Source organism: Saccharomonospora amisosensis (assembly GCF_011761185.1).
In the GTDB taxonomy this organism is placed as follows: domain Bacteria; phylum Actinomycetota; class Actinomycetes; order Mycobacteriales; family Pseudonocardiaceae; genus Saccharomonospora_A; species Saccharomonospora_A amisosensis.
Map to the genome: position 1 here is coordinate 3531138 of NZ_JAAOYM010000001.1, position 26214 is coordinate 3557351.

Here is a 26214-nt window from a genome sequence, read left to right on the forward strand (position 1 = left end):
CACCTGTCGGAGTAACAAAGGTTCCACCGTTCGCGTGCCGATAGCCGAAACATGTCCATGATCGCTGCTGGGTCGCTCGCCGCGTGCACGCTCACCGCGCTGTGCGCGGGCGGGCTGGCCCTACCCGCCGAGTCGTCCCTGTCCCTCTCCCTGCGCGGCACCGACGGTGTGACCCGCTCCGTACACCTGACCTGTGAACCCGACGCGGGAACGCACCCGAGGGCCCAGCAGGCCTGTGCCGCGCTCGATGCGGCCGACGGCGACTTCGATCGGCTGCCCGCACTCCAGCGGCAGTGCACGATGATCTACTCCCCGGTGCGGGCGGAGGCGCGCGGCCACTGGCAGGGTGAGCCGGTTCGTTTCACCACCGAGTACTCCAATCCCTGCTTCGCAGGCGCTCGCTCCGGTGGGGTCTTCGGCTTCTGAACAGCTCTGTCGGTTGTCGCCGCTCGCCGCCGGATGCCGTCGTTTGTCACCGCCATGGCGGGGTAGCCGAACTCGCGAAGGCTCCCCGACGCATCGACCAGGGAGGCAGCCCGCCATGGCGCAAGAACCTCGTGATGACAAGGATCGACAACTCGGCGATTTCCGGGTCAACGACGACGACACCCTGCTGACCACACAACAAGGAGTTCGGGTCGACCACACCGACGACTCGCTCACGGTGGGCGAGCGCGGCCCGACCCTGCTCGAAGACTTCCACTTCAGGGAGAAGCTCACCCACTTCGACCACGAGCGCATCCCAGAACGCGTGGTCCACGCCAGGGGCGCGGGCGCCTACGGCCACTTCCAGCCCTACGACGACTGGCTCGCCGAATACACCATGGCCGATTTCCTTCGCGACCCCGCCAAGCGAACCCCGGTGTTCGTGCGGTTCTCCACGGTCGCCGGATCTCGCGGCTCGGCCGACACCGTGCGCGACGTGCGCGGGTTCGCGACGAAGTTCTACACCGACGCGGGCAACTACGACCTCGTCGGCAACAACATGCCGGTGTTCTTCATACACGACGGGATCAAGTTCCCCGACTTCGTCCACGCCGTGAAGCCCGAGCCGCACAACGAGATCCCGCAGGCTCAGTCGGCGCACGACACGCTGTGGGACTTCGTCTCCCTGCAACCGGAGACGATGCACATGATGATGTGGCTGATGTCCGACCGGGCACTGCCCCGCAGCTACCGGATGATGCAGGGCTTCGGCGTGCACACGTTCCGGCTGGTCAACGCCGACGGCAGGGGCACGTTCGTGAAATTTCACTGGAAGCCACTGCTCGGCACACACTCGCTGGTGTGGGACGAGACGCAGAAGGTCGCGGGCAAGGACCCCGACTACAACCGTCGCGACCTGTGGGACGCCATCGAAGCCGGACAGTACCCCGAGTACGAACTGGGCGTGCAACTTGTCGACGAGGCCGACGAGTTCGCGTTCGACTTCGACCTGCTCGACGCTACCAAGTTCATCCCGGAGGAACAGGTTCCGGTCAGACCCGTCGGCCGCATGGTGCTCGACCGCAATCCGGACAACTTCTTCGCCGAGACAGAGCAGATCGCCTTCCACACCGCCAACGTGGTACCGGGGATCGACTTCACCAACGACCCGCTGCTACAGGCCCGCAATTTCTCCTACTTGGACACTCAGCTCATCCGGCTCGGTGGGCCGAACTTCGCGCAGCTCCCGGTGAACCGGCCGGTGGCCGAGGTGCACAACAACCAGCGTGACGGATACGGCCAGCTGCGGATAAACCGAGGGCAGACGTCGTACTACAAGAACACCCTCGGCGGCGGCTGCCCCGCGATCGCCGACGGCAGCGCCTTCTCGCACTATGCCGAGAAGGTCGAGGGCCACAAGATCCGCAAGCGCAGTGAGAGCTTCAAGGACTACTACTCGCAGGCCACGCTGTTCTGGAACAGCATGTCCGAGGTCGAGGCCGAGCACATCGTCGCGGCCTTCCGGTTCGAGTTGGGCAAGGTGGAGCACAAGCAGATCCGGGCTCGGGTCGTGGAGCACCTCAACCGCGTCGATCATGACCTGGCCGTTCGGGTGGCGAGGGGCGTTGGCGTGCAGCCGCCCGCCGACGAGGTCACGCCGAACCACGGCCGTTCCTCACCCGCGCTGTCCCAGCTGAACGCGCCGATGGACCGCGCCGACACCCGCAAGGTCGCCGTACTGGCCGCCGAGGGCGTTGACGGTCCCGGCACGCGCCGCCTTGTCGAGGCGCTCGACCGGCACGGTGTCGTCGCCGAGGTGCTCGCACCTGTCGACGGGGAGCTACCGGGTGCCGACGGCGGTGTTTCCGCGGACTGGGCGTTGAACACCATGGCTTCGGTGCTGTACGACGCCGTTGTGGTGGCATCCGGGCCGGACAGCGCCGCCACGCTCGCGCGTGACGGCTACGCCGTGCATTTCGTGACCGAGGCCTACAAGCACGCCAAACCGGTCGCGGCATTCGGGTCCGGCTTGGAGCTGCTGCGCACCGGCGAGATCATCGAACGACTCGCCGACAGCATTGAGGTGGTGGACGACCGTGGCGTGATCACCACGACCGCGGAGGGCAACGCGCTTCCCGACGACTTCGTCACCCGGCTCACCGACCGGCTCGCCCGCCACCGGGCCTGGGAACGGGCGACCGAGTCCGTGCCCGCATGAGGCATGCGTGAGGCCCGGCCGAGGTCTGGTCAGACCAGCGCCTGGTAGACGAGCTGGCGCAGCTGCTGGCGAAGCGGGTAGGTGCTGGACGGCATGAGCTGGGTGAAGAACAGCACGGTCAGATCCTCCGCAGGATCCACCCAGAACGCCGTGCTCGCCGCACCACCCCAGGCGAATTCGCCCTCGCTGGACAGCGTCTTGGCCTTGGCCGGGTCACGCAGTACCGAGAACCCCAGCCCGAACCCGAACCCGTTGAACGGGATCTCGGCGAACAGCGGCCGCCCGAACTGCTCGAGGTCGACATCGCCGGGTAGGTGGTTTCGGGTCATCAGGCGCACGGTGCGCGGGCTGAGCAGCCGGGTGCCGTCGAGCTCGCCGCCACGCAGCAGCAGTTGCGTGAACCGGTGGTAGTCGGCCGCGGTGCCCGCCAGTCCCGCTCCGCCCTGCAGGCACGCGGGCTTCTTCTTGATCGCGTCTGTGAAGGTGTCGTTGCGCTTCGCGCGGCGGGTAACCGGGTCGGGCACGTACAGCGCGGCCAGCCGGTCCACGGCGGCACCGTCGACGTGGAAGGTGGTCTCCGTCATCCCGAGCGGGCCGAGGATGCGCTCGGCGAAGAACCGGTCGAGCGGCATTCCGGAGACGACCTCCACCAGCCTGCCGAGTACGTCGGTTGCCACCGAGTAGTTCCATTCGGTGCCCGGCTGGAACAGCAGCGGCAACTCGGCCCAGGCCTCGCTGCACGCGGCCAGATCCTTGCCCTGCGGTGTGCTCCACTCGAAGCCCGCGGCCCGGTAGAGCCCGTCCACCGGGTGTGCGTGGTGAAAGCCGTACGTCAGCCCCGCCGTGTGAGTGAGCAGGTGCCATACCCTGATCGGCTCGGTGGCGGGTTCGGTCACCGGGCGCAGCGCCGAGCCCTTGACGTACACCTGCGGCTCGGCGAGCTCGGGCAGCCAGCGGTGGATGGGATCGGTTAGTTCGAACTCACCTTCCTCGAACAGCATCATCGCGGCGACCGAGGTGATGGGCTTGGTCATCGAGTAGATGCGCCACAGAGTGTCGACCTCCACCCCGAGCCCGGCCTCCAGATCACGATGCCCGTAGCTGGAAAGGTGCGCGATCTTACCGTGCCGCGTCACGACGGTGAGCCAGCCGGGCAGCAGGCCCTCGTCGACGTAGCGCGCCATCCGGCGATCGATGCGGCTCAGCCGCTGGGCGTCGAAACCGAGTTCCCCGGCGTCAGCCTCCACCGCGAGGTTCGTCATGGCGTCAGTTCTACCGCCTGCGGAGCCGACAGTGTTAGCACCAGGTCAACATCGCTCCCGGTTGTCAGGCCATGAATTCGGCCTTCTCCGCACGCCACGCCTCGTCCGTGCGGCCGCGCCGCCAGTAGCCCGAGATGGAAAGCGCTTCCTTGGGCACTCCCCGCTCGCTGAGCAGGTGACCGCGCAGTTCTCGGACCAACCCGGCCTCGCCGTGCACGAAGCCCTGCATCGTCCCCGGCGGGAAGTCGAGCGCGCGCACGGCGGCGACCAGGTCGTCACCCGCGTCACGGTGCAGCCAGCTGATCTCCGCGGCACTCTTGGTGGCCAGCGGTTGCTCCTCCAACCCGTTCTCGACCAACAGCAGTGCCAGCACGCGAGCATCGGCGGGCATCGCCTCGAGCGAGGCCGCGATGGCCGGGAGGGCCGCCTCGTCGCCGACCAGCAGGTGCCAGTCGGCCTGCGGGCTGGGCGCGTATCCCCCGCCCGGACCGGCCACCAGCACCTCGTCGCCTGGTTCGAGACTCGCCGCCCACGGACCCGCGAGTCCCGCCTCGCCGTGGTACACGAAGTCGATGACAAGCTCGCCCGCCACCGGGTCGTAACCGCGCACCGTGTACGTGCGCTGCTTCGGCCACAGCTCGCGCGGCAACTCGGCCTTGATCACTCGAAGGTCGAACGGCTCGGGATAGGTCACGCCGGGGACGGGGAACAGCACCTTGACGTAGCTGTCGGTGAAGCCGTTGGGAACGAACGTCGCAAGACCCTCGCCGCCGGAAACGACCCTGATCATGTGCGGCGTGAGCCGTTCGGTTCGCATTACGCGCAACCGGCTGACCGGCTTGCCGCCGCCGCGCTGCCTTGGTTGCCCGGACTGCCCGGACTCCGTGCGATCCGCCATGCGGGCCTCCTCGGCTTGGCTCAACACTGGCAAGTTAAGGCTAACCTCACTCACTCTCGCACAGCCACCAAGGACACGGAAGAGTGGCGAGTAGCCGTCAGGGTTGCCCACACGCTACTCACCGCGACCAGGTGAAGGAACCTTGTCCGCACACCGGCATACGCCCCGCTCCGCGGCGGCCACTCTTGACAGCTTGCCAACAAGCGACCACCGTGATCGCATGGCGCAGTTCGACTACGACGTTTTGGTGATCGGTTCCGGCTTCGGTGGCAGCGTGAGCGCGCTACGACTGACCGAGAAGGGGTACCGAGTCGGCGTGCTCGAGATGGGCAGGCGCTTCGCCGACCACGAGTTCGCCAAGACCTCCTGGCATGTCCGCGACTACCTGTTCGCGCCCAAACTGGGCTGCACGGGCATCCTGCGCATCACACCGTTGCCGGACACGCTCGTGCTGAGCGGCTCTGGCGTCGGCGGCGGCTCGCTCGTATACGCCAACACGTTGTACGAGCCGCCGGACGCGTTCTACGCCGACCGGCAGTGGGCCGGCATCACCGACTGGAAGGCCGAGCTGGCCCCCTTCTACGACCAGGCCAAACGGATGCTGGGTGTCACCAGGTACCCGCTGAGCACGCCCGCCGACGAGGTGATGCGTGACGTCGCCGAGGACATGGGCATCGGGCACACCTACGGCCCGACCCCGGTGGGGGTCTACTTCGGCGACAACGGCCTCAATCCCGGGCAGCAGGTGGCGGACCCGTTCTTCGGCGGGATGGGACCGCAGCGGCGGGCCTGCACCCACTGTGGTGAATGCATGACCGGGTGCAGGCACGGCGCGAAGAACACGACGGTCAAGAACTACCTGCATCTCGCGGAGCGGGCGGGCGCGAAGGTGCACCCGCTGACGACCGTGCGCGAGGTGCGGCCACTGGCATCCGGTGGCTACGCCGTCGCCTGCGTCCACACCGGACGTCCCTGGCGCAGGCGCACCTTCACGGCCGAGCAGGTGGTGTTCTCCGCCGCCGCGCTCGGCACCCAGCGGTTGCTGCACCGGATGCGCGACCGAGGCATCCTTCCGGGACTTTCCCCACGACTGGGCATGCTCGCCAGGACCAACTCCGAGGCCGTGCTCGCCGCGCGGACCACCCGGCGCGACACCGAGTTCCATCGCGGGGTAGCCATCACCTCGTCGATCCATCCCGACGACGTCACCCACGTCGAACCCGTTCGCTACGGCAAGGGCAGCAACCTGCTCGGCCTCATCGGCGCCGTGCTCACCGACCCGGTCGAGGGCAAACCGCGCTGGCTGGCGGGACTTCGCGAGATGCGCCGCAACTGGCGCAAGCTGCCCGCGCTGCACAATCCGAGGCACTGGTCGGAGCAGACAATCGTACTGCTGGTGATGCAGTCTCTCGACAACTCGATCACCACCTTCACCCAGCGGGGACTGTTCGGCAGGCGGATGCGCACCAGGCAGGGCATCGGCGAGCCCAACCCCGCCTGGATTCCCGAGGGTCACGAGGTCGCCCGGCGCGTGGCGGACAAGATCGACGGCTTGCCTGGCGGTGGCTGGAACGATCTGTTCAACATGCCGATGACCGGACACTTCATCGGCGGCTGCGCCATCGGGGACTCGCCCCGCACCGGGGTCGTGGACGCCTACCAGCGGCTGTACGGCTACGAGGGACTGCACGTCGTGGACGGCTCCGCGATCTCCGCCAACCTCGGCGTGAACCCCTCGCTCACCATCACCGCGCAGGCCGAGCGGGCCATGGCACTGTGGCCGAACAAGGCCGAGCGCGATCCGCGACCGCCGCTCGGCTCCGCCTACCAGCGGGTAGACCCGGTGGCCCCGAAACACCCGATCGTGCCCGAGGCCGCGCCTGGCGCCCTGCGGCTGCCTGTCACTACGGCAGAACGCAAGCAGACGTGAGAAACTGCACAACATGACGACGGAATCCATGCCGAAATGGCGAAGGCTGGAACCGGATGAGCGCAGGGAACAGATCTTCACTTGCGCGGCCGAGCTTTTCGGTGAGCGACCCTACACCGATGTGTCCACGTCGGATATCGCCGCGCGCGCTGGTGTCGCGCGCGGCCTGATAAACCACTATTTCGGCACGAAACGCGAACTCTATCTAGCAGTTGTGAAACGCGCGCTCACCGTGCCGCACGTCGCCGTCTCACGGCTGCCGGAAGGGTCGCTGGAGGAACGGACGAAGGCGGCCGTCGACTGGTTCCTCGACATGGTCAGCAAGCAGGAGAAGCTGTGGCTGGCCGCCATCGCGCCCGAGGGCATCGGCAGGGACGTCGAGGTCGAGCGGATCGTCGACGAGGCTGACCGCACCGCGGCCGACCGGGTACTGGAGGCGATGGGATTCTCCCGCGACGACGCGCACTGGGAGCAGTTCAACGCCGTGGTGCGTGCCTACGGCGGCATGGTGAAGGCCGCCGGCCGGGAGTGGCTCGTGCAGGCGGCGCTGGACCGCGCGCAGGTGCACGCACTGCTGAGCCAGGTACTGCTCACGCTCGTCAGGGACGTGCTGCCGCGGGTCTCCGAACAACCGTGAAGGCCGCTGTCGCCCTGCGGCGGCCTTCACTTCTCGGGGCGGTCGATACGGCATGCGCCGATGGATTCCGCTCACTCACCGCGCGGAAAGTGAGGGCGCGGGAAGTGAGAAAGCACCACACAGCAACCGAATCTCGTGAGAACTCCCCACGGTCGGCGCGGGAATCGAGGCGCCGACAAAGTCACGCCCGCGCGGTCACCGCCGTGCCGCCGCGGCAACCTCGGTGACGACGATACGGTTGCCCTCCAGGCTGCCGAAGTAGAGGCTGCCCGCCATTTCTCTCACGCCGGTGAGGAGCCGGAAGCCCTCGATCTCGCCGCCGATGTCGTGCACGATCTCGCCTTCGGCGGAGACGCCCAGTACCCCGCAGGTGGGCCGGGGCGATGGCTGCAACGAGGTCGGCAGGCCACGCACGACGCGGCGCAGCGCGGCCGGAAGCCTGCGTACCAACTCCAGTGAGGCGACCTTGGGACTTGCCTGGGTGACCCAGATCAGCCCGTCGCTGCCGGTGGAGATGTTGTCGCAGAAGCCAGGCAACTCGTCGACGAGCAGGTCAGTGGCACCGTGGCGTCGTGGGTCCAGCCACACCCTGCGCACCCGGCAAGCTGATGTCTCCGCGACGGCGACGAACGACTCGTCCGGCGCGAGCGCCACGCCATTGGCGAATTGCAGACCGGCCGTCAGGACGTCCACCACGCCGTCGGGCGTGCGCCGCAGCAGCCTGCCGGTTCCCGTCTGCTCGATCAGGTCGTCGCGCCAGTTCCCGATCCCGAACCGGGTCGACGAGTCGGTGAAGTAGACGGTTCCCTCGCTGTCGACGGCGGCGTTGTTGCAGAACGTCAGGCGCTGCCCCGCTGCCTCGACCACCAGGGTGCGCACCGCGCCGTCGGAAAGCCGCACCGACAGCAGGCCCCGCACGGCATCGCAGACGACGAGTTCGTCCTCGCCCAGGAACTCCAGCCCCAGCGGCCTGCCCTCGGTGTCGGCGACGGTGTCGATGCGCCTTCCTTCGTCGTCGACACGGATGATGCGACCGTCCTCGAGTCCGGTGTAGACGCGGCCGAGCGAGTCGACCAGCACGTCCTCCGGCCCGACACCGTTGACCGGGATGGTCCGCACCTCGCCGAAGCCCATCGTCGCCTCCCTACCGGTAGCTCAGTAGCCCCGCCGCCTCGCCGTCGAAGTGCCCGTGTTCGTTGAAGGAAAGCATGGTGGTTCCGGAACGGCCGGTGACGATCTTAGTGATCCCCGCGTTGACGGTAACCCGGTTCAACGACAGCAGGCCGACCTCGGGCACCCCTAGCAGCACTCCGCACAGCGTGGAGATGACGCCGCCGGAGGTGAACACTACGGCCTGCTCACCCTTGCCGAGTACGGAAACCAGGTCGTCGAGCGCGCCGGTGACCCTGGCAAGGAATCGTGGCCACGACTCCGCGCACGGGCTCGACTCGCCCGCCGCCACCCACTTCGCCAGCGCGCCCTCGAGCGCGGCCTGATACGCCCTCGGATCGGCGCTGTCCTGCGCGGCCCCGCCACCGTGGTGTGCGGCGATGTCGACGTGGTCGTACTCGTTCCAGCGCGCGTCCCGCGCCACGGTGGGAGGCGAGGGCAGTTGTGCCAGCGCCGCGTCCGCGGTCGCCCGCTGCCGAGAGAGGCTGCCACAGCGCGCGTGGCTGAGGGCCGCCTCCCTGCGCACGAGTTCCCGCCCTGCCAGCCGGGCCTGCTGCTCGCCACGGTCGGAGAGCACGTCGTAGTCTGCCGCGCCGAAGGAGGCCTGCCCGTGGCGCACCAGGTACACAACGCCCATCAGCGAATACCGATCCGTCGCAGCATGCCCGAGGGAAGGATACGGACGAGCACACTCAGCGGTGCCCACGGCCAAGCAGGCACGTAGGCCTTCGCCGGTTCCCGCTCGATCGCCCGCACCAGTGCCCGCGCACCCCGATCGGCGCTCGCGAGCATCGGGGTCCTGCCCGCCCTGCCGGTCATCTCCGACTCGATGTAGCCGGGCAGCAGCGTGGTGACGCGGATGGCCGTCGGTAGCGTGTCGACACGGATACCGTCGGCCAGTGCCGACAGCCCCGCTTTGGACGCGGCGTAGGCGGTGAGGTTACCCGGCATGCCGCGCAACGCGCTGAACGACGACACCACCACGAGATGCCCCGCTCGCTGCTCGCGAAAGCAGCTCATCGCCGCCTCACACTGCGCCAGCGCCGCGATGAGGTTGGTCAGCATGGTCTGCCGGTTGGCGGTGAGGTAACCGGTGCCCACCGGCTGGCCCTTGCCGAGCCCGGCATTGACGATCACTCGGTCGATCGTGCCGAGTTCGGCGCGGAACTCGTCGAACACGGCGAAGACGCGGTCGTGATCGTTGACGTCAAGGTCCCTGACGACAACGCGGATGCCGGGATGGGTCCGGGCGAGTTCGGCGGCGAGTGCGGCCAGCCGGTCGGTGCGCCTGGCGCACAGGGCGAGGTTCCGGCCGAGCGCGGCGAACCGCCTGGCCATGCCTTCGCCCAACCCCGAGCTGGCGCCGGTGATCACGATGTTCTGGCGCACGGACATGCCTCGACCCTACCGGGTGGTAACAAGCCGGTGGCCCGGCGCGTCACACGCCGGGCCACCGGACCGCACGGAGTGGGCGGTGTCAGTTACCGGTGTAGAGCAGCCGGTTCGGCGTGCCGTCACCGGGGTTGGTGATCTTGTCAGGAGTGGCCGCCGAGGTCAGCGCCTCCGCCACCTGATCCGGGGTGGCATCGCCGTGCTCAGCCAGATACAGCGCCGCCGCTCCCACGACATGTGGCGTTGCCATCGAGGTGCCGCTGATGGTGTTCTCGCCACCGTCGAGCCAGGCCGAGGTGATGTCCTCACCCGGCGCGTACAGGTCAACGACGTCGCCGTAGTTGGAGAAGCTGGCCTGCGCGTCCCGCTCGTTGCTGGCCGCGACGGTGATGGCCTCCTCGACGCGGGCGGGAGAGGTGGTCCCCGCGTCGGTGGACTCGTTGCCCGCGGCGACACCGAAGGTGACGCCTGCCTCGATGGCGCCTCGCACAGCGGTGTCGAGTGCGTCGTCTGCACTGCCACCGAGGCTCATGTTGGCCACGGCGGGTCCACTCGCGTTCTGCGCGACCCAGTCGATCCCTGCCACGACCTGCTCGGTGGTGCCGCTGCCGTTGGCGTCCAGCACGCGCACCGGCACGATCCGCACCCCCTTCGCGACCCCGTACTCCTCGCCTCCGATCGTGCCCGCGACGTGCGTTCCGTGGCCGTTCTCGTCGCCTGCGTCCTGGTCGTTGTCGATGAAGTCCATGCCACCGCTCACGCGGCCGCCGAAGGTGCTGTGGTCGGCGTCCACACCGGTGTCGATGACATAGACGGTGACGTTGTCCGCCTTGGTGGCGTACTCGTAGGAGTCGTCAAGCGGCAGGTCACGCTGGTCGATCCGGTCCAGACCCCACGACGGCGGCGAAGGCTGCGCGTCCATGGTGTGTATCCGCTGGTTCTGCACGACGTAGGCGACGTCGTCATCCGCGGCGATTCGTTTGGCCTCGGTCTCGCTGGCGTGTACCGAAAACCCGCTCAACGCGTTGCTGAACGTCCGTCCGACCTCGGCTCCGTATTCCTGTGCCAGCGTGTGAGCTCGCGCTGTCGCGGCGCTGCGCGCCGTCGTCGTCGCGCCGTCCTTCAGCACGACGAGATAGCTGCCCGCCACCGCGTCGGCGGTGTTCGCGGAACGGATCTGTCCCTGCGCGGCCTGCGCGGGTGCGACGCTCGCGGCGATCACCCCGGTGACGGCCGTGGCTGCCACGATTCCCGCCGTCAGCTTCCGATTCGATGTGCCCGGATTCGGCATCGGCTTCCTCCCTGATCCCCGGCAACGGCGTGAATCATGAAAGCTGGGCGGCAACATCCGGGCAATGATTCACATTTACCAGTACTGGGCCATTTGGCGGAGCACGACTGAACGTGCTCACCTCGAAGGCCCGAGGAAAGGCGGTGCCACACATCGAGACTTCTTTCGGATTTGTCCAAACCGTCCGGTTCGCGCTGCGGCTCGTCGGACAGTGGCTCGTCGGACAGTCCTAAAAGGCTCCCCTATCGCCAACCGCGGCAGGGGTCAAAGCAGCGGGCGCGGATGCCTTCCCGCCGCCACTCCAGAACCCGACCACGAGCCTCGGCTGGGTAACCGCTCGACCGGCGAGCGTCGCCCGGATCACCCGGAAGTGTTACACATGGCTGCTAACATTTGCCGCATCGTTATGATCACGCGATGCCGGGGGGCATGGGTATGGGCGAAACGGTGTTCTCGGATGCGCTCAGGACGGCCATCGCGACAAGCGGGCTCAGCCTCGACCGCATCCAGGCCCGGCTGCACGCCCGTGGGGTCTCGGTAAGCGTGACCGCGCTGAGCTACTGGCAGTCGGGTAAGCGGCAGCCGGAACGGCAGAACTCGCTGTTCGCGGTGCGAGCGCTCGAGGACATTCTTCAGCTTCCGGCGGGCTCGCTGCTCAGCCTGCTCCCGCCCCCTCGCCCCAGAGGGGTGGCCTCTCGCCGGTTCCGGAACTGAACCGGCGCTACGGAAGCTTGTCGCGCAACACCTTGCCGGTGGCGTTGCGAGGGAGCTCAGGCAGGAACTCCACGTCCCTGGGGACCTTGTACCTGGCGAGGTTGCGGCGCACGTGCTCCCGAACGCCTTCGGCGTCCAGTCGCGCGCCCGCGGCGGGCACCACGTAGGCCTTCAACCGCTGCCCGAACTCCTCGTCCTCGACACCGACCACGGCCGCCTCCACCACGTCGGGATGCTCGACGAGCAGGTTCTCGACCTCTACCGGGTAGACGTTCTCACCGCCCGAAACGATCATCTCGTCATCTCGGCCGTCGATGAACAGCAGCCCGTCGGCGTCGAAATGCCCGACATCGCCGCTGCTGAGCAGACCGTCGATGACCTCCTTGTGCCTACCGTCGGTGTAGCCCTCGAAAGCCAGTCCGCTGCCCACGAACACCCGGCCGGTCACGTAGGGACGGGTGATGCGCCTGCCGCTGTCGTCGTAGAGCGCGACCCGGCAACCGACCGGTGGCCTGCCGACGGTCCCGGGAGCCCTGCGCCAGTCCTGCGGCGTGGCCACCGTCGCCACCGCGACCTCGGTGGAGCCGTAGAGATTGTGGATCACGTCGCCGAAGATCTCGGTCGCCCTGTTGCCCACCTCGGGTGACAGCGCTGATCCCGCGACGAAGATGATCCGCAAGCTGGAGGTGTCGTAGCGGCCGATCACCTCAGGGGCGAGATCGATGATGCGACGCAGCATCGTGGGCACAAGCACAAGTGCGGTGCAGCGGTGTTCGGCGATACCGCGCAGCGTGGCCTCGGGATCGAATCGACGGCGTAGCAACACCTTGCAGCCCAGCGCGAGCGACAGGATGAACTGCGAGATGCCGGTGCCGTGGAACAGCGGCGCGCCGAGAAAGGTGGCTTCGCCGACCCGAAGCGGGATGCGGTCCAGGAACTGCGCGGAGTCCAGCGCGGAGATCTTCGGCCGTGGTGCACCCTTGGGCGTGCCGGTCGTGCCGCTGGTCAGCAGGATGAGCCCACCGGGCTTCGCGGGTACCGGCATGGCCGTGTCGTCGGCGGTCGCGATCACCTCGCCCAGCGTCGGAGTGCCGGAGGTATCCGTGTCCGCCCAAGCGAGGAAGCGGTCCACGCCGGTGATGCCGCTCAGTACGTCGCTGAACTCCTCGTCGTACACCAGTACCGTGACCTTCTCCCTCGCCGCGACGTCGGTGAGTTGCGGCTTGGCGAATCCGGTGTTGAGCAGCAGCAGCGGCGCGCCGAGTTTGCCCGCCGCGAGCATGGTGAGCACCAGCCACCTGTGGTCGCGGCACAACGCGGCGATAGCAGAGCCCGGCCGCACACCCCGCTGTGACCAGGCACGGGCCAGTGCGTTGGACCGGCTTTCGAGTTCGGCGAAGGTCAACGGGCCACGCTCGTCGACTATGGCTACGGCGCGGGGATCGCGGCGCGCCGCGATACGGACCGCACCGGCCAGCGGCCCGAACCGGCGGGTGGCAAGCAGCGATCCCACGATCACGTCGACCCGGGGCAACGGCACCAGTCCGGCCCGCCACAGCACTTCGACACTGCGGGCCCTTTCCGCGACCTGATTCACCAGCCGCACCATGCTGGTCGCCATCCGCATCCGCCGGACACCTCCTCGCGCTCGACGGACATTAACCTACCCGCTAGTAGGTTAAGCGTCGAGCACCCGTTCCCCGCTGCCACACGGCGAAAGGGCCGTGGTGTGCGATGGCCAGCACACCACGGCCCTTCACAACTGGCCGCGCCGCTTTCGGATCACAACTCGGCGCACTGGCCGGTGCTGCTGCCGTAGACGGTGTTCGGTTCGCCGCTGTTGGTGGGCGGCGGTGTGTTCCCGGTGCACGCAAGGCTGCCGAAGATCGTGTTGGCTGTGACCTCGGTGGCATCGGGGTTGTCCGGCGGCACGGAGATGGTGGTGGTGTTGTCGGTAAGCGTCACGCTCCCGAGAACGCGATTGTCGTCGAGTTCGAGGTAGCCGGTGTTGTTGGTGAAGCCTGCCCCGCCGAAGATGTTGTTGCCCTCACACGGGATGCCGGCATCGGTGTCGCCGATCTGCACGACACCGTCCATCCCGCTGACCGACAGCCTGCCGAGCACGGTGCTTTCACACATCCGCAGACCGGTTCCACCGGTGGCGGTCACGGCCCCGATGATGCGGGCACCCTCGGCGTTCAGCGCGCCGGCGCCACTGATGTTGACGGAGCCGAGCACGATCGTCCCCGGAAGTAGCGTCGTGGGTTCGGTGATGTCCACCGAGCCGGTCACCGGCCCCGATTCCTCGGCAGCGACAGTGACGACAACGGGGTCCGATGTGGACGCCGCGCAGGAGGCGTCGCCGCCGTAATCGGCGGTGATGCTGTGGGCGCCGGGCGCAAGCCCGTACACGGTCAACACAGCGGTGGCGGTGTCCGGGTCAGCCGGTTGCAGCATGGCGTCGCCGAGGCTGCCGCCCTCGGTGGTGAAGCCGGCGGTCCCGCCGGGTTGAGCACCGGCGCAGGTCACCGTGGCGGTCAGGGTGACGGGATCGCCGAAGGTCGGTGAAGGCGGCTCCGCCGTCAAGGTGGTGGTCGAGGTCGCCGGTTGCGCCGCGGCCTGCGGGACCAGGACAGCGGAGAACGCACCGAACAGCACTGCCACACCGGCCACGACCGACCCGACCCGCCGGACGCCCCGGCGCGGGTTTCTTCGCGTTGCCGGGAATCCGGTTCCTGCTGGCGTAACTCTCACGAAATGACTCCTCCCGCCTCAGCCGGAAGCTCCCGAGGCATTCACTTTCCGTGACAAATAGAACTCGCACAGTAAAACCCTGGCCCGCGGGCAGCGCACACCCACGAACCCCACCGTGCGATGCGCGATGCCCGCCCGGGTGAGGAGCCGGACTGTCGGTGGGTGCGCGCACAATCAGGTCGTGCTGGTGATCGTCTCGCGGGAGGCCGGCGGCTATGCCGTGCGTCCGCTCGGCGGCCGGGAAGCCGTACCGGAGCACATCGGCGCGGCCGAGTTCACCGAACTCGCGACACGTTGGGAGCGTGAGTTCGCCCCGAGGTGGGTGTTCACCTCCGTGGAGCGCGATTACACGCCGTTGGCGGCCCACGGTGTGCGGTTGGGACGCTGCCACGACCTCGCACTCGCCGAGTACCTGCTGCTGGCACACGAGGGGCTGCACGAGCAATCACGCGGGCTCGCCGCTGCCTACGCCAGGGCCAACGGCCTGCCCACGCCCGCCGAGACCGGGCGCGACCACCTGGAAGCAGGATCCCAGCCCACGCTGTTCGACCCGACCGACCCGGGCCTGCCCGACGGCGTGAGCACGCTCGACGCCGCGGAGCAGGTACTCGCCCGCCAACGCGAGCGGATCAGCGCTTTGCCGCGTCCTGACCGGATGCGACTGCTCGTCGCGGCGGAGTCGGCCAGCGCACTCGCCGCCGCCGAGATGTCCGCCGACGGGCTACCCTGGCGCGCCGACGTACACGACCGGCTGCTCACCGAACTGCTCGGCGAAAGAGCCGCGAGTGGCCAGCGGCCGAGGCGGCTCGCCGAGTTGGCCCAACGCATCCAGCAGGCCTTCGGCGGCAGACCCGTCAACCCCGACCATCCCGGCAGCGTCGTGCGCGCCTTCTCGCACGCGGGTATCGAGGTGCCCTCGGCTCGGGCGCACGTGCTGCGCCGGATCGACCATCCTGCGGTGGCGCCGCTACTGGAGTACAAGGAGCTGGCAAGGCTGCACTCGGCGCACGGCTGGGCCTGGCTGGACCAGTGGGTGCGCGACGACCGGTTCCGACCGGTGTACGTGGTCGGCGGTGTCGTTTCGGGACGCTGGGCCAGCAGGGGCGGCGCGGCGCTGCAGATCCCGAAGGTGCTGCGAGGCTGCGTGCGGGCCGATCCCGGATGGAAGCTGGTGGTGGCCGACGCCGCGCAGCTGGAGCCGCGCATCCTGGCCGCGCTCTCCGGCGACCGGGAGCTGGCCCGGGTGTCCGAATCCGCCGACCTGTACACCAGCTTGGCGACGGCCATGTTCGCACGCACTCCGGGCGCCGAGGACAGGCACCGGGCGAAGATCGCGATGCTTTCGGCCATGTACGGATCGACGGCGGGCGAGGCCGCCTCACTGCTGGCGCTGCTGCGGCAACGGTTCCCAACCGCGGTGTCCTATGTAGAGCATGCCGCGCTGGCAGGCGAGCGGGGCGAGTTGGTGCGCTCCCGTCTCGGTCGCACGTCGCCGCCGCCGTCGGCCGCGTGGCGGGCACTCACCGGCAGCGGCGCCGACGAGGCGAAGGCACGCAGGGCAGCCCGTGACTGGGGCCGGTTCACCCGTAACTTCGTGGTGCAGGCCAGCGCCGCCGACTGGACGGCGGTGCTGCTGGCGGCACTTCGCCGCAGCTTGCCCACACCCGCACACCTGGTGTTCTTCCAGCACGACGAGGTCCTGGTGCACTCCCCCACGGAACTGGCCCACCAGGTCGGCGCCGCGCTCGACGACGCCGTCGCCGAGGCGACGGCGCTGGTGTTCACAGCAGCGTGCCCGGTGCGCTTCCCGATGCCCACCGATGTGGTGGACCGCTACGACGAGGCCCGCTGAGTCGCCAGTGCCTGCCTCATGCCGCCGCTTCGTCGAGCGCACGCAGCACCCGCTTCACCGAAACCGGGTAGGCGGTGCGCAGTGTCTGCGCGAAGAAACTCACTCGCAGTTCCTCGATCATCCACCGGATGCGGCCCAGTTCCGGCGGCGGCTGCGCGCCAGGAGGTAACGCGCCGAGCGCGGCCCGGTACTCGTCGTTCAGCCACGCGATCTCCCGCAACCGTCGCACGTCGCCCGCGGGGTCGGTCGGCAGTTTCTCCAGCCTGCGCTCGATCGCGCGAAGGTAGCGCACGAGGTCGGGAAGCCGGTCGTAGCCCGTCCCAGTCACGAAGCCGGGATACACCAGCGCCGCGAGCTGAGCCCTGATATCCGCCAGCGACTCCTCCAGTGCCGCTCCACCAGCCTGCTCCAGCCTGCTCTCGGCATCGTGTGCCGCGCGCAGCGCGTGCTCGACCTCTCGCGCCACGGCGAGCACGGCGGAATTCAGTTGGGTGCGCACCGATTCCAGCAACGCCGCGAATCCCGCTTCGTCCCACGCGGGCCCGCCCGCGTCCGCCACCAGCTTGTCCACCGCACAGTCGACGCAGTCCTCCAGCAGCGCGGCGACGCTGCCGTGCGGATTGCGGGTCAGCACGAGTTTGGACTCGTTGCTCAGCCCGCGACTGACGTACTTCATTGGTGAGGGCAGGTTGAGCCGCAGCAGCCGCCGCGTGCCGTCCCACATCGCCGCCTGTTGCTGACCGGGTGTGTCCAGCATGCGTACGGCGACGGTGTCGCCTTCGTCGACAAGCGCGGGGTAGGCCTTCACCCGGTGTCCGCCCCGGTTCGCCTGGAACACCTTCGGCAGCTCGCCGAAGGTCGGCGAGCGCAGCCCGCAACGTTCGATGGTCTCGCCCGCTTCGGAGATCGTCTCGCGCAGTAGGTCGCCGAGCCGGTGTCGCAACCGCTCAAGGTCCTTGCCCTCGGCGACAGTGCGTTCACGCTCGTCCACGATCCGGAAAGTCATGCGCAGGTGGTCGGGCACGGCCGAGAACCGAAACTCCGCCACGGGAACCGCTACGCCCCGCAGCGACTCCAGCTCCTCGCTGAGCACCTCAAGCAGCGGCCCGTCCTGCGGTGCGATTCGCGAGAGCAGCTGCCGTGCGGTGTCGGGAGCGGGAACGAAGTTGCGCCGCAACGCCTTCGGCAGTGACTTCAGCAGCGCGGTAAGCAACTCCTCCCGCAGCCCTGGCACCTGCCATTCGAAACCCTCGGTGCTCACCTGGTTCAGCACGGCCAGCGGGATGTGCACCGTGACGCCGTCGGCCTGCGTGCCGGGCTCGAACTGGTAGGTCAGCGCGAACCGCAAGTCGCCCTGCGTCCAGCTGTCGGGATAGTCAGCGGTGCTGACCTGTTCGGCGGTGGCGTTGACGAGCATCGCCTTCTCGAAGTTCAGCAAGTCCGGCTGCTCGCGCCGGGCCCGCTTCCACCACGAGTCGAAGTGTCGTGCCGACACCACATCGGAGGCCACGCGTTCGTCGTAGAAGGCGAACAGCGTCTCGTCGTCGACCAGGATGTCCCTGCGGCGGGCGCGGTTTTCCAGGTCCTCGACCTCCTCCAGCAGGGCGAGGTTGTCGTGGAAGAACTGGTGCCGGGTTTCCCAGTCGCCCTCCACCAGCGCGTGCCGGATGAACAGCTGCCGCGAGATCTCGGGGTCGATGCGCCCGTAGTTCACCTTGCGCCCTGTCACCAGCGGTATGCCGTAAAGGGTGACGCGCTCGTACGCCATCACCGCGCCCTGCTTGCGTTCCCAGTGTGGCTCGGAGTAGGTGCGCTTCACCAGGTGCCCCGCCAGCGGCTCGACCCACTCAGGTTCGATCCGCGCGTTGACCCTGGCCCACAGCCGCGAGGTCTCCACCAGCTCCGCGGAGGCGATCCAGCGCGGTTGCTTGCGAAACAGCGCCGAGCCGGGGAACACCGAGAATCGCGTACCGCGCGCGCCCAGGTAGTCGCCCTTGGCGGGATCCCTCAGCCCCACGTGGGACAGCAGTCCGCTCAGCAGCGCGGTGTGGATCTGCCTTGGCTCCGCCGCAACCGAGTTCAGTGTGGCGCCGAGCGGTTTGGCGAGCTGGCGCAGCTGGCCGTAGATGTCCTGCCACTCCCGCACCCGCAGGTAGTTCAGGTACTCCGCGCGGCACAGTTTGCGGAACTGGTTGTTCGACAACGCCTTCTGCTGCTCGCGCAGGTAGTCCCACAGCTTCAGGTAGGAGAGGAAATCGGATTCGGGGTCGGCGAAGCGGGCATGCGCCTGCCTTGCCGCGTCCTGCCGGTCTGCGGGCCGCTCACGCGGATCCTGAATGGACAGCGCGGCAGCGATGATCATGACCTCGCGGACACAACCGTTGCGGTTGGCCTCCACGATCATCCTGGCCAGTCTCGGGTCGACGGGAAGCTGGGCGAGCTTGCGACCGGTGTCGGTGAGCTTGTCGCCGGATCGCTCCAGCGCGCCGAGTTCGCGCAACAGCTGCACGCCCGCGCTGACCTGGCGGCGGTCGGGTGGCTCGACGAACGGGAACCGCGCCACGTCACCGAGCCCCAGTGAGGTCATCTGCAGGATCACCGATGCGAGGTTGGTGCGCAGGATCTCCGGCTCGGTGAACTCCGGCCGCGATTCGAAGTCCTCGCGGGAGTAGAGCCGGATGCAGATCCCGTCCGAGGTGCGACCGCAGCGACCCTTGCGCTGGTTCGCCGAGGCCTGCGAGATCGGTTCGATGGGCAGCCGCTGCACCTTGGTTCGGTGGCTGTAGCGGGAGATGCGTGCGGTACCCGGATCGACGACGTACTTGATGCCGGGCACCGTCAGCGAGGTCTCGGCCACGTTGGTGGCCAGCACGATCCGCCTGCCTCGGTGCGGCCGGAAGACACGGTGCTGGTCGGCTGCCGAAAGCCGCGCGTACAGCGGCAGGATCTCGGTGTCGGGAAGGGACAACCCGGAAAGCGCCTCGTGGGTGTCGCGGATCTCCCGTTCGCCGGAGAGGAACACCAGGATGTCGCCCGGTCCCTCCGCCGTCAGTTCGCGCACAGCGTCCCCGATGGCCTGTACCTGGTCGCGGTCGGGATCGGCTTGGGGATCGTCGGGGTCGACGACGGGCCGGTAGCGCACCTCTACGGGATAGGTGCGTCCCGACACCTCCACGACGGGTGCGTCGTCGAAGTGCCGGGAGAACCGCTCCGGGTCGATGGTCGCCGACGTGATGATCAGCTTGAGGTCAGGTCTGCGGGGCAGCAACTGTTTGAGGTATCCGAGCAGGAAGTCGATGTTGAGACTTCGCTCGTGTGCCTCGTCGATGATGATCGTGTCGTACTGGCGCAGCATTCGGTCGCCGGTGATCTCGGCGAGCAGGATGCCGTCGGTCATCACCTTCACGAGGGTGCCCTCGCCAGAGGCGTCGGTGAATCTCACCTTGTGACCGACCACGTCGCCCGGTTCCGTGCCCAGCTCGGCGGCGATACGCTCGGCGACCGTGCGCGCCGCCAGCCTGCGCGGCTGGGTGTGCCCGATCTGGCCGCGCACACCCAACCCCAGCTCGAGGCAGATCTTCGGCAACTGCGTTGTCTTGCCCGAACCGGTCTCCCCCGCCACGATCACGACCTGGTTGTCGCTGATCGCTTCCGCGAGTTCGTCGCGGTGAGCGCTGACCGGCAGCTGCTCGGGGTAGGTCAGCCGGGGTACCGACTCCCTGCGCAGCCGCACCCGTTGCGCCGCCTTGTCGATGTCGGCCTCGATGTCCGCCATGATCCGGTTCGCCGCCGCGCCCTTGCGGGTCTTGCGGGCGCCCTCGATGCGACGGCGTAGCCGATGCTCGTCGCGCAACATGAGCTCGGGCAGGCGGGACCGCAACTCGGTGAACGGGGAAGCAGTAGACATACCGCCCTCCAGCTTAACCGGGCGGGCAGGTGGCCCGCGCCGGCGCCGTCAGGCCCTGCGCAGGGCGGCGGCGGTGAGATCGGCCAGCCGGCGATGTCCCGACAGCGCCATCGTCAGGTCCAGGTCGGCAAGCACGCTGCGCAGCACGTGCCGCACCCCGTCCTCACCCCCGTGCGCGAGCCCGTAGACGTACGGCCTGCCCAACAGCACCGCCTTGGCGCCCAATGCAAGCGCCTTCAACACATCGGCTCCCGTACGTACCCCGGAATCGAACAGCACCTCGATGCGGTCACCCACCGCCGTGGCGATCTCGGGCAACACCTCCAGCGAGGCCGCCGCACCGTCCACCTGCCGGCCGCCATGGTTGGACACCACGATGCCGTCCATGCCCGCGTCGACGGCCCGCCGGGCGTCGTCGACGTGCTGGATGCCCTTCAACACGATGGGCCCGTCCCAGTGCTCGCGCAGCAGCGGAAGCGCCGACCAGTCACGGTCGGTGCCGGTGATCATGGAGATCCAGCGCAACACCGCCGTCGGCGTGTCCTCCTCGGGCGGCTTTTCGAGCAGTTGCCGAAACGCCGGGTCGGAGAACGCCACCGCCATGCCGAGGCCACGCAGGAACGGAAGGTAGCCCGCGTCGAGGTCGCACGGCCGCCAACCCAACGTCCAGGTGTCGAGTGTGACCACGAGCGTGGAGAACCCGGCCGCGCGGGCGCGGGCGAGGATGCTGCCGCACACGTCGGAGTCGCTGGGCCAGTACAGCTGGAACCACCTCGGCCCGTCACCACTGGCCTGCGCGACATCCTCGATGCTGGTGGAGGAGGCCGTGGACATGACCATCGGTACGCCCAAGGCCGCGGCGGCCCGCGCGGTGGCCGACTCGGCGTCGGGGTGCACGATCGACTGCACGCCAATGGGAGCCAGCAACACGGGAGCGGGCATCGGGGTGCCGAGCACCGTGGTGGCGAGCTCACGTTCGGTGGCATCGGTCAGCATGCGGGGAACAAGCTTCCAGCGGTCGAACGCCTCGCGGTTGGCGTGCATCGTGGCACCCGAGCCCGCGCCGCCTGCGACGTAGGAGAACGCCTCCGGCTCCAGCACCTGCGCGGCCGAGTCCTCCAGCTTCGTGGCATCGGTGGAAAACGGTGGTTTCGCTCCGCCGTAGCCCTGCAGGTAAAGCTCGTTCTGGTAGTAGCCGAACCGCTCGGGCACCGATGCCTCCCTGTTCGCCGTCACAGCCGCCGTGCTCGCGGCATCCTACGCGGACACCTCGCCGTTGACCTTCAGGTCGGTCGAAGGCCCACAATCCTTCGCATGCACAACATCGGCGCCTTCGCGCGCAGGGTGGGACTCACACCAAGCGCGCTGCGCTTCTACGACGACTGCGGGCTGCTGCGCCCCGCGCACGTGGACCCGGTCACCGGGTACCGCTACTACGAACCCACGCAGGAGGACCGCGCGGTGCTGGTCCGCAAGCTCAGGGCCGCCGGGCTGTGCCTTGCCGACGTGGCGGCCGTGCTCGACGGACCCTGCGACGTCGCCCGTGAGGTACTGCGCGGGCACGAGCGCAGGCTGAGGGAGGACTCCCAGGCGGCGCGGGCCGCGCTGCGCGAGGTGGTGAGCTCGTATCTGCCCGCAGGTCGCACGGAGGTCACGGTGGACGGTGCCGAGCTGGCGGGCGCGGTGCGTCAGGTGGCGCCGTCGGCGGCACGGGACCCCGGACCCGCGCCACTGAGGTGTGTGCTGTTCGAGATCACCGACACCGAGGTGCGGCTGGTGGCCACCGACCGCTACCGCCTCGCCGTCCGCGAGCTCGCATGCGGCTGGGTCGAGGGGCCGCCCGCCAAGGTGCTGTTACCGGTCCCCGCACTGCTGGAGGTGGCGACCTGGGCCGCGCGGGAGAGCGAGGTGCGGCTGACCGTAGCCGAAGGCAACCTCGAGCTTTCCGCGCCGGGGTCGTGCTACCCACTCCCGGCCGGAACCGGCGAGTTCCCGGCCTATCGCGACATGATCGCGGCGCTGGCCCCGCCGAAGCAGCGGGTGCTCGTTGACCGGCGAGCCCTGCGCGACGCGCTGGGCACGGCCGAGGCACCCACGGTGCTGCGTCGCGGTGACGGTGACGGCGGCGGTGAACTCGTCGTCGGCACCACGGCGCTGCCCGCCGTATGCCCCGAGGGGCTGCGCATCGCGTTCGACCCCATGGTGCTCGGACCCGCGGTCGAGGCGAGCGTGGGACCAGACGTGCTGCTGGAGATCGACGCCGCCGACCGGCCCGTACTGGTGCGCTCGGCCGACCAGGGCAGCTTCAGCACGCTGCTCATGCCCGTCGCCGATCCGCAGCGCTGAAGGAGACCCGAGTGGATACCAGCAACGCTGTCGTGCGGTTGTGCTCGCAGGGCATGCTGGCCGAGGCGCGGGGCCTCGACGCCGACGCCCGCGCACTGTTCGAGCAGGCATGGGAGCTGGCGGGCGACGACTACGAGGCGTGCGTCGCCGCCCACTACCTCGCGCGCCACCAGGACGGCCCCGAGGCCACCCTGCGCTGGAACGAGACGTGCCTGCGACACGCGGACAAGGTCGGTGACGAGCGAGTCGCGGGCTTCTACTCCTCGCTGCACGCCAACATAGCCCGCTCGCACCGCACGCTAGGAGACACACCCGCCGCGCGGCGCCATTTCGAACTCGCGGCGGAGCACCTCGCCGCCGTGCCGCAAGGGCCCTACCGCGACTGACTGCGCTACAGCGTCGCGGAGGGGCTTCGCGACACCGGGCCGCCTGCCAGGACCGGTCACCCCAGGGTCACGGTGCTGCTCGATGGGCTGCTCAGCGGTTTCTGCGCCCGCAGGGACCTGCGTTCACTGTGTCTGCTGCTGCCCGCCTACCTCGGCGACCTTGGGGGTGACGACGACGCCGAGCGGCTGGCCACGCACGCCAGGATGTTGCATGCCGAGAGGCGGCTGCCCGAGGACGCGCAGGCCGCGTTGAGCGAGGTGATCGAGGCGTTGGCCGGGTGAGCCGGACGTGGCGGCCTCACAGCAGGCCGGTTCGCCGCGCGACCTGTACCGCCTGCCTGCGCGTGGTGACGCCGAGCTTGCGGTAGATGTTGCGCAGGTGGGTCTTGACCGTGTTGGCCGACACGTACAGGTTCGCGGCGATCTCTTCCACAGTGCCCATCGAAGGCAACTCCGTCAGCAGCGCCAGCTCCCTGGGTGTGAGCTCGACCGCCACCTCCTGCCGGGCCGGGGTGAACCCAGAAAGCACCTCGCCGACGAACGGCTCCAGCACGCCGAAGCGTCCGGCCTGCGCCGCGAGCAGGTCGCGCACCCGGGAACCGGCCTCGTGAAACGGCCGCAGCGCGCGCGAAGGGGCCGCCAGTTCCAGAGCCGAGGACAGTCGTTGCCGTGCCAGGTGGCTGTCTCCGGCTCGGTCGGCCAGCGAGGCGGCCAGCAAGTGAGCTTCGATGTCGCTGTCGAGCAGCAGGAAGGTCCCGTCCCGCAGCAGCCGGTCCACGTGAGAGCGTGCCGCGGTGACCCGACCGTGGTGCGCGTGGTTCCTGGCACGCATCAACGCGATCTCCCCAACATCACCCAGGTGGGCGGTGGCCCGCCGATGCGCCTCAGCCGCCCAGTCGGGCCTGCCCAGCCGCAGCGCCATCCGGTGCTCGGCAGTCGCCGCGCGCGCCACCAGCGTTCGCTGCGGGGTCTCGGCCGACTCGACGGCGTTCCAGCAGGTGCGCAGGCCGGCCAGCGCGGGTTGCGGGTCGGTGGTAGCGGCCACGATCGCGACGATCGACCGGACGGTGAGGTCGAGCATGCGGTCGTGCCCTCGGCCGGTGAGGCGGGCGGCCGACTCCGCGTGCGCTCGCGCCGCGTCGTCGTCGAGTTCCTGGTGGGCACCCCACGCGGCCATCGCGTGGCCGAGGGAGTCGGCCGCGGTGCCGGTGAGGTCGTGGGCTCTGGCGAACCCGCACGCCTCATCCGCCCAATCGCGCATGGCCGGGTAGTCCGCCGCCGCGGCGGCCGTCGCGGCGAGGTGGGCCAGGCAGTGCAGTTCCAGCTGGTGGTAGCCGCGCTCACGGGCCTGCCGCAGCGTGTGCTCCAGGTCGTCGGCCGCCTGCCGGTGGCAATCGAACCACAGCCGTGCGGTGCCGCGGTTGACCAGCGCGAGCGTGCGCAGGTCCGGGGAGGTGATGTGGTCGAGTTGGCTGTCCAGTGCCTCGACGTGCGAGGTGAGCCTGCCCGTCAACCTGCAGTGATGGGCAAGCGCCACCAGCGCGAGCGCATACGTCTGACGGTCGCGGCTCAGCGCTTCGCCTTCGGCCAGCCTCGCCAGCCGCGCTTGCGCCCCTCTGCGGTCACCGCCTGCCAGGTCGGCCATGGTGAGCACGAGATCGACGTCGGCGCGCTGTGTCACCGGTTGCGGCAATGTGGCTGCCCGCTGCCGTAACGCGCCGCCGCCGCCCCGCAGCAGCAGTGTGGGTCCGTGCCGCACCACCAGCTCCGCCAGTAGTTCCTCGTCGGCGGCCTCGGCGGCGTGTCGCATCGCCGTGAGCGGTTCGCCGTGTCCGGCGAACCAGGTCGCCGCGGCGCGGTGCAGTGGAGCGACGCAGGCGATGGAGCGCGAGCGAAGCGTGGCGCGGAGGTGACCGCGCAACAGCGGGTGGCAGCGCAGCCAGCCGCCCACACTGTCGTCGCGGGTGAGCAGTTGGGTGGTCCGCTCGATGCGGTCCAGCAGGTCGCCCGCGTCGTCGCGATCCGCGAGCCGCCCTGCCAGCTCGACGGTGAACCGCTCGCACACGCTGGTTCGCAACAGCACGTCGAGTTGCTCGGCTGGTAGCTCGGCGAGCACTTCCTGCGCCAGGTAGTCGGCCACCGCGCGGTCGTACTCGGCCAGCGCGTCGATCGTGGCGGTGTGCTGGGAGGAGTCCGCGAGCGCCAGCGCGGCCATGCGCACAGCGGCGGGCCAGCCCTCGGTGCGGCGCATCAGGCGAGTCAGGTCCGCATCGGTCAGTCGCACGTCGTGCTCGGCGAGCACGGCCGCGGTCTCGCATTCGGACAGTGCCAACTCGCGGTGGCCGAGCTCCCGCAGTCTGCCTGCCACACGCAGGCGATGCAGCGGCAGCGCGGGCCGCCGCCGGGTGCTCAGCAGCAGCCTCGGTCCGTCGGGCGCGGCCAGCAACAGTGACTCCAGCTCACGCCAGGCGTCTTGTTCGGACAGCAGGTGCGCGTCGTCGAGCACGAGGAACGACCTGGTGTGTCCGGTGACCTCCCCGGTCTGCTCGGTGATCCCGCGTGGACCCCTGGGCCAGGGCACCAGCCCGCCGCCTGCGCCCGCCTGGCCACCGCTACGGCCGTGTTGTTCGTCCACACCCAGCGCCGCGAGCACCGCTCGGCGCAGCGCGCCCGGGCGATTGTCGCCGCCGTCCACACTGATCCAGGCCACCTCGCCCGCCCGCTGCCGGGCCCACTCGGCCAGCAGCGTCGTCTTACCGAAGCCAGGCGGCGCGCACACCACCGTGACCGGAGACGCCGCGTCGAGCAGGCGTTCCAGCCGCTGCCTGCGCACCTGCCCACTCGGCGCGGTAGGGCAGGCGAACTTCGCGGCGAGCACCGGGCTCGACTGGCTGATTTCCACCGACATCACAGCCAGGTTACGAGAACCACGGGGGTGCGACGACCGCCATTCCACGCGCCGTGTCGCAAGATCTATCGGACGAGTGACCCCGGACCGGGTACCGGACGTGCCGCGATGCGGATTGCGCAT

The 26214-nt window shown here is 69.1% G+C and carries 19 protein-coding genes and 1 pseudogene; 9 read left to right on the forward strand and 11 right to left on the reverse strand.

The features are described from left to right. Positions 1-51: 51 nt before the first annotated feature. Positions 52-426 carry an SSI family serine proteinase inhibitor gene (locus FHU38_RS17180; RefSeq protein ID WP_390623300.1) on the forward strand — a complete coding sequence of 125 codons (375 nt, stop codon included), beginning with the start codon at positions 52-54 and terminating at the stop codon, positions 424-426. A gap of 115 nt (positions 427-541) precedes the next feature. Further along, positions 542-2644 carry a catalase gene (locus FHU38_RS17185; RefSeq protein ID WP_167172678.1) on the forward strand — a complete coding sequence of 701 codons (2103 nt, stop codon included), beginning with the start codon at positions 542-544 and terminating at the stop codon, positions 2642-2644. A 29-nt stretch (positions 2645-2673) separates the two neighbouring features. Here the strand turns inward: FHU38_RS17185 and FHU38_RS17190 are convergent, their stop codons facing one another. Both FHU38_RS17190 and FHU38_RS17195 read right to left on the reverse strand, forming a co-directional pair. Next, the gene (locus FHU38_RS17190) at positions 2674-3906 is read right to left on the reverse strand and encodes a serine hydrolase domain-containing protein (RefSeq protein ID WP_167172681.1); all 1233 of its coding nucleotides are present in this window, start codon (positions 3904-3906) and stop codon (positions 2674-2676) included. A 64-nt stretch (positions 3907-3970) separates the two neighbouring features. Further along, positions 3971-4723, reverse strand: coding sequence for a siderophore-interacting protein (locus FHU38_RS17195; RefSeq protein WP_167176206.1), 753 nt, complete (start codon positions 4721-4723; stop codon positions 3971-3973). Positions 4724-5024: 301 nt separating this feature from the next. Between FHU38_RS17195 and FHU38_RS17200 the strand changes: the two genes are divergently transcribed. Beyond that, positions 5025-6734 (forward strand): GMC family oxidoreductase N-terminal domain-containing protein, encoded by a 1710-nt coding sequence (locus FHU38_RS17200; RefSeq protein ID WP_167172683.1) that lies wholly within the window; start codon positions 5025-5027, stop codon positions 6732-6734. Between the two features lie 13 nt (positions 6735-6747). Further along, entirely contained in the window at positions 6748-7371 is a 624-nt protein-coding gene (locus FHU38_RS17205; protein WP_167172685.1) for a TetR/AcrR family transcriptional regulator, read from the forward strand. Between the two features lie 195 nt (positions 7372-7566). Here the strand turns inward: FHU38_RS17205 and FHU38_RS17210 are convergent, their stop codons facing one another. From FHU38_RS17210 to FHU38_RS17225, 4 genes are all read right to left on the reverse strand, one after another. Further along, complete coding sequence (locus FHU38_RS17210; protein WP_167172687.1) at positions 7567-8505, reverse strand: SMP-30/gluconolactonase/LRE family protein; 939 nt, start codon at positions 8503-8505, stop codon at positions 7567-7569. 10 nt (positions 8506-8515) lie between these two features. Next, a complete protein-coding gene (locus tag FHU38_RS17215; RefSeq protein WP_167172689.1) occupies positions 8516-9178 on the reverse strand; it encodes a histidine phosphatase family protein in 663 nt (220 codons plus the stop codon). After that, positions 9178-9936: an SDR family oxidoreductase gene (locus tag FHU38_RS17220; RefSeq protein WP_167172691.1), complete on the reverse strand. Its 759-nt coding sequence runs from the start codon at positions 9934-9936 to the stop codon at positions 9178-9180. The genes FHU38_RS17215 and FHU38_RS17220 overlap by 1 nt, the downstream gene beginning before the upstream one ends. An 82-nt stretch (positions 9937-10018) precedes the next feature. Next, complete coding sequence (locus FHU38_RS17225; RefSeq protein WP_167172711.1) at positions 10019-11224, reverse strand: S8 family peptidase; 1206 nt, start codon at positions 11222-11224, stop codon at positions 10019-10021. A gap of 417 nt (positions 11225-11641) precedes the next feature. Between FHU38_RS17225 and FHU38_RS17230 the strand changes: the two are divergent. Then, positions 11642-11926, forward strand: a pseudogene (locus FHU38_RS17230) (hypothetical protein); the annotation flags it as partial. Between the two features lie 19 nt (positions 11927-11945). Here the strand turns inward: FHU38_RS17230 and FHU38_RS17235 are convergent. Next, positions 11946-13565 (reverse strand): acyl-CoA synthetase, encoded by a 1620-nt coding sequence (locus tag FHU38_RS17235; RefSeq protein WP_167172713.1) that lies wholly within the window; start codon positions 13563-13565, stop codon positions 11946-11948. Between the two features lie 155 nt (positions 13566-13720). After that, complete coding sequence (locus FHU38_RS17240) at positions 13721-14611, reverse strand: Ig-like domain-containing protein (RefSeq protein WP_167172715.1); 891 nt, start codon at positions 14609-14611, stop codon at positions 13721-13723. A gap of 262 nt (positions 14612-14873) precedes the next feature. Here FHU38_RS17240 and FHU38_RS17245 point away from each other — a divergent pair, with 262 nt between their 5' ends. Further along, positions 14874-16544, forward strand: coding sequence for a bifunctional 3'-5' exonuclease/DNA polymerase (locus FHU38_RS17245; protein ID WP_167172717.1), 1671 nt, complete (start codon positions 14874-14876; stop codon positions 16542-16544). Between the two features lie 16 nt (positions 16545-16560). On the opposite strand, the gene hrpA is transcribed toward FHU38_RS17245, so the two are convergent. Beyond that, positions 16561-20451, reverse strand: a complete 3891-nt coding sequence (hrpA, locus tag FHU38_RS17250) for an ATP-dependent RNA helicase HrpA (protein ID WP_167172719.1) — start codon at positions 20449-20451, stop codon at positions 16561-16563. A gap of 48 nt (positions 20452-20499) precedes the next feature. After that, the gene (locus tag FHU38_RS17255) at positions 20500-21663 is read right to left on the reverse strand and encodes a lactate 2-monooxygenase (RefSeq protein WP_167172721.1); all 1164 of its coding nucleotides are present in this window, start codon (positions 21661-21663) and stop codon (positions 20500-20502) included. A gap of 102 nt (positions 21664-21765) precedes the next feature. Here FHU38_RS17255 and FHU38_RS17260 point away from each other — a divergent pair, with 102 nt between their 5' ends. The 3 genes from FHU38_RS17260 (at position 21766) to FHU38_RS27480 (ending at position 23465) form a co-directional block, all read left to right on the forward strand. Continuing rightward, positions 21766-22797, forward strand: a complete 1032-nt coding sequence (locus FHU38_RS17260; protein ID WP_167172723.1) for a DNA polymerase III subunit beta family protein — start codon at positions 21766-21768, stop codon at positions 22795-22797. Positions 22798-22808: 11 nt separating this feature from the next. Beyond that, positions 22809-23183: a hypothetical protein gene (locus tag FHU38_RS27475; protein ID WP_313886810.1), complete on the forward strand. Its 375-nt coding sequence runs from the start codon at positions 22809-22811 to the stop codon at positions 23181-23183. Positions 23184-23255: 72 nt separating this feature from the next. Beyond that, positions 23256-23465: a hypothetical protein gene (locus FHU38_RS27480; protein WP_243852286.1), complete on the forward strand. Its 210-nt coding sequence runs from the start codon at positions 23256-23258 to the stop codon at positions 23463-23465. 16 nt (positions 23466-23481) lie between these two features. On the opposite strand, the gene FHU38_RS17270 is transcribed toward FHU38_RS27480, so the two are convergent. After that, positions 23482-26091 carry a LuxR C-terminal-related transcriptional regulator gene (locus FHU38_RS17270; protein ID WP_167172725.1) on the reverse strand — a complete coding sequence of 870 codons (2610 nt, stop codon included), beginning with the start codon at positions 26089-26091 and terminating at the stop codon, positions 23482-23484. Positions 26092-26214 lie beyond the last annotated feature (123 nt).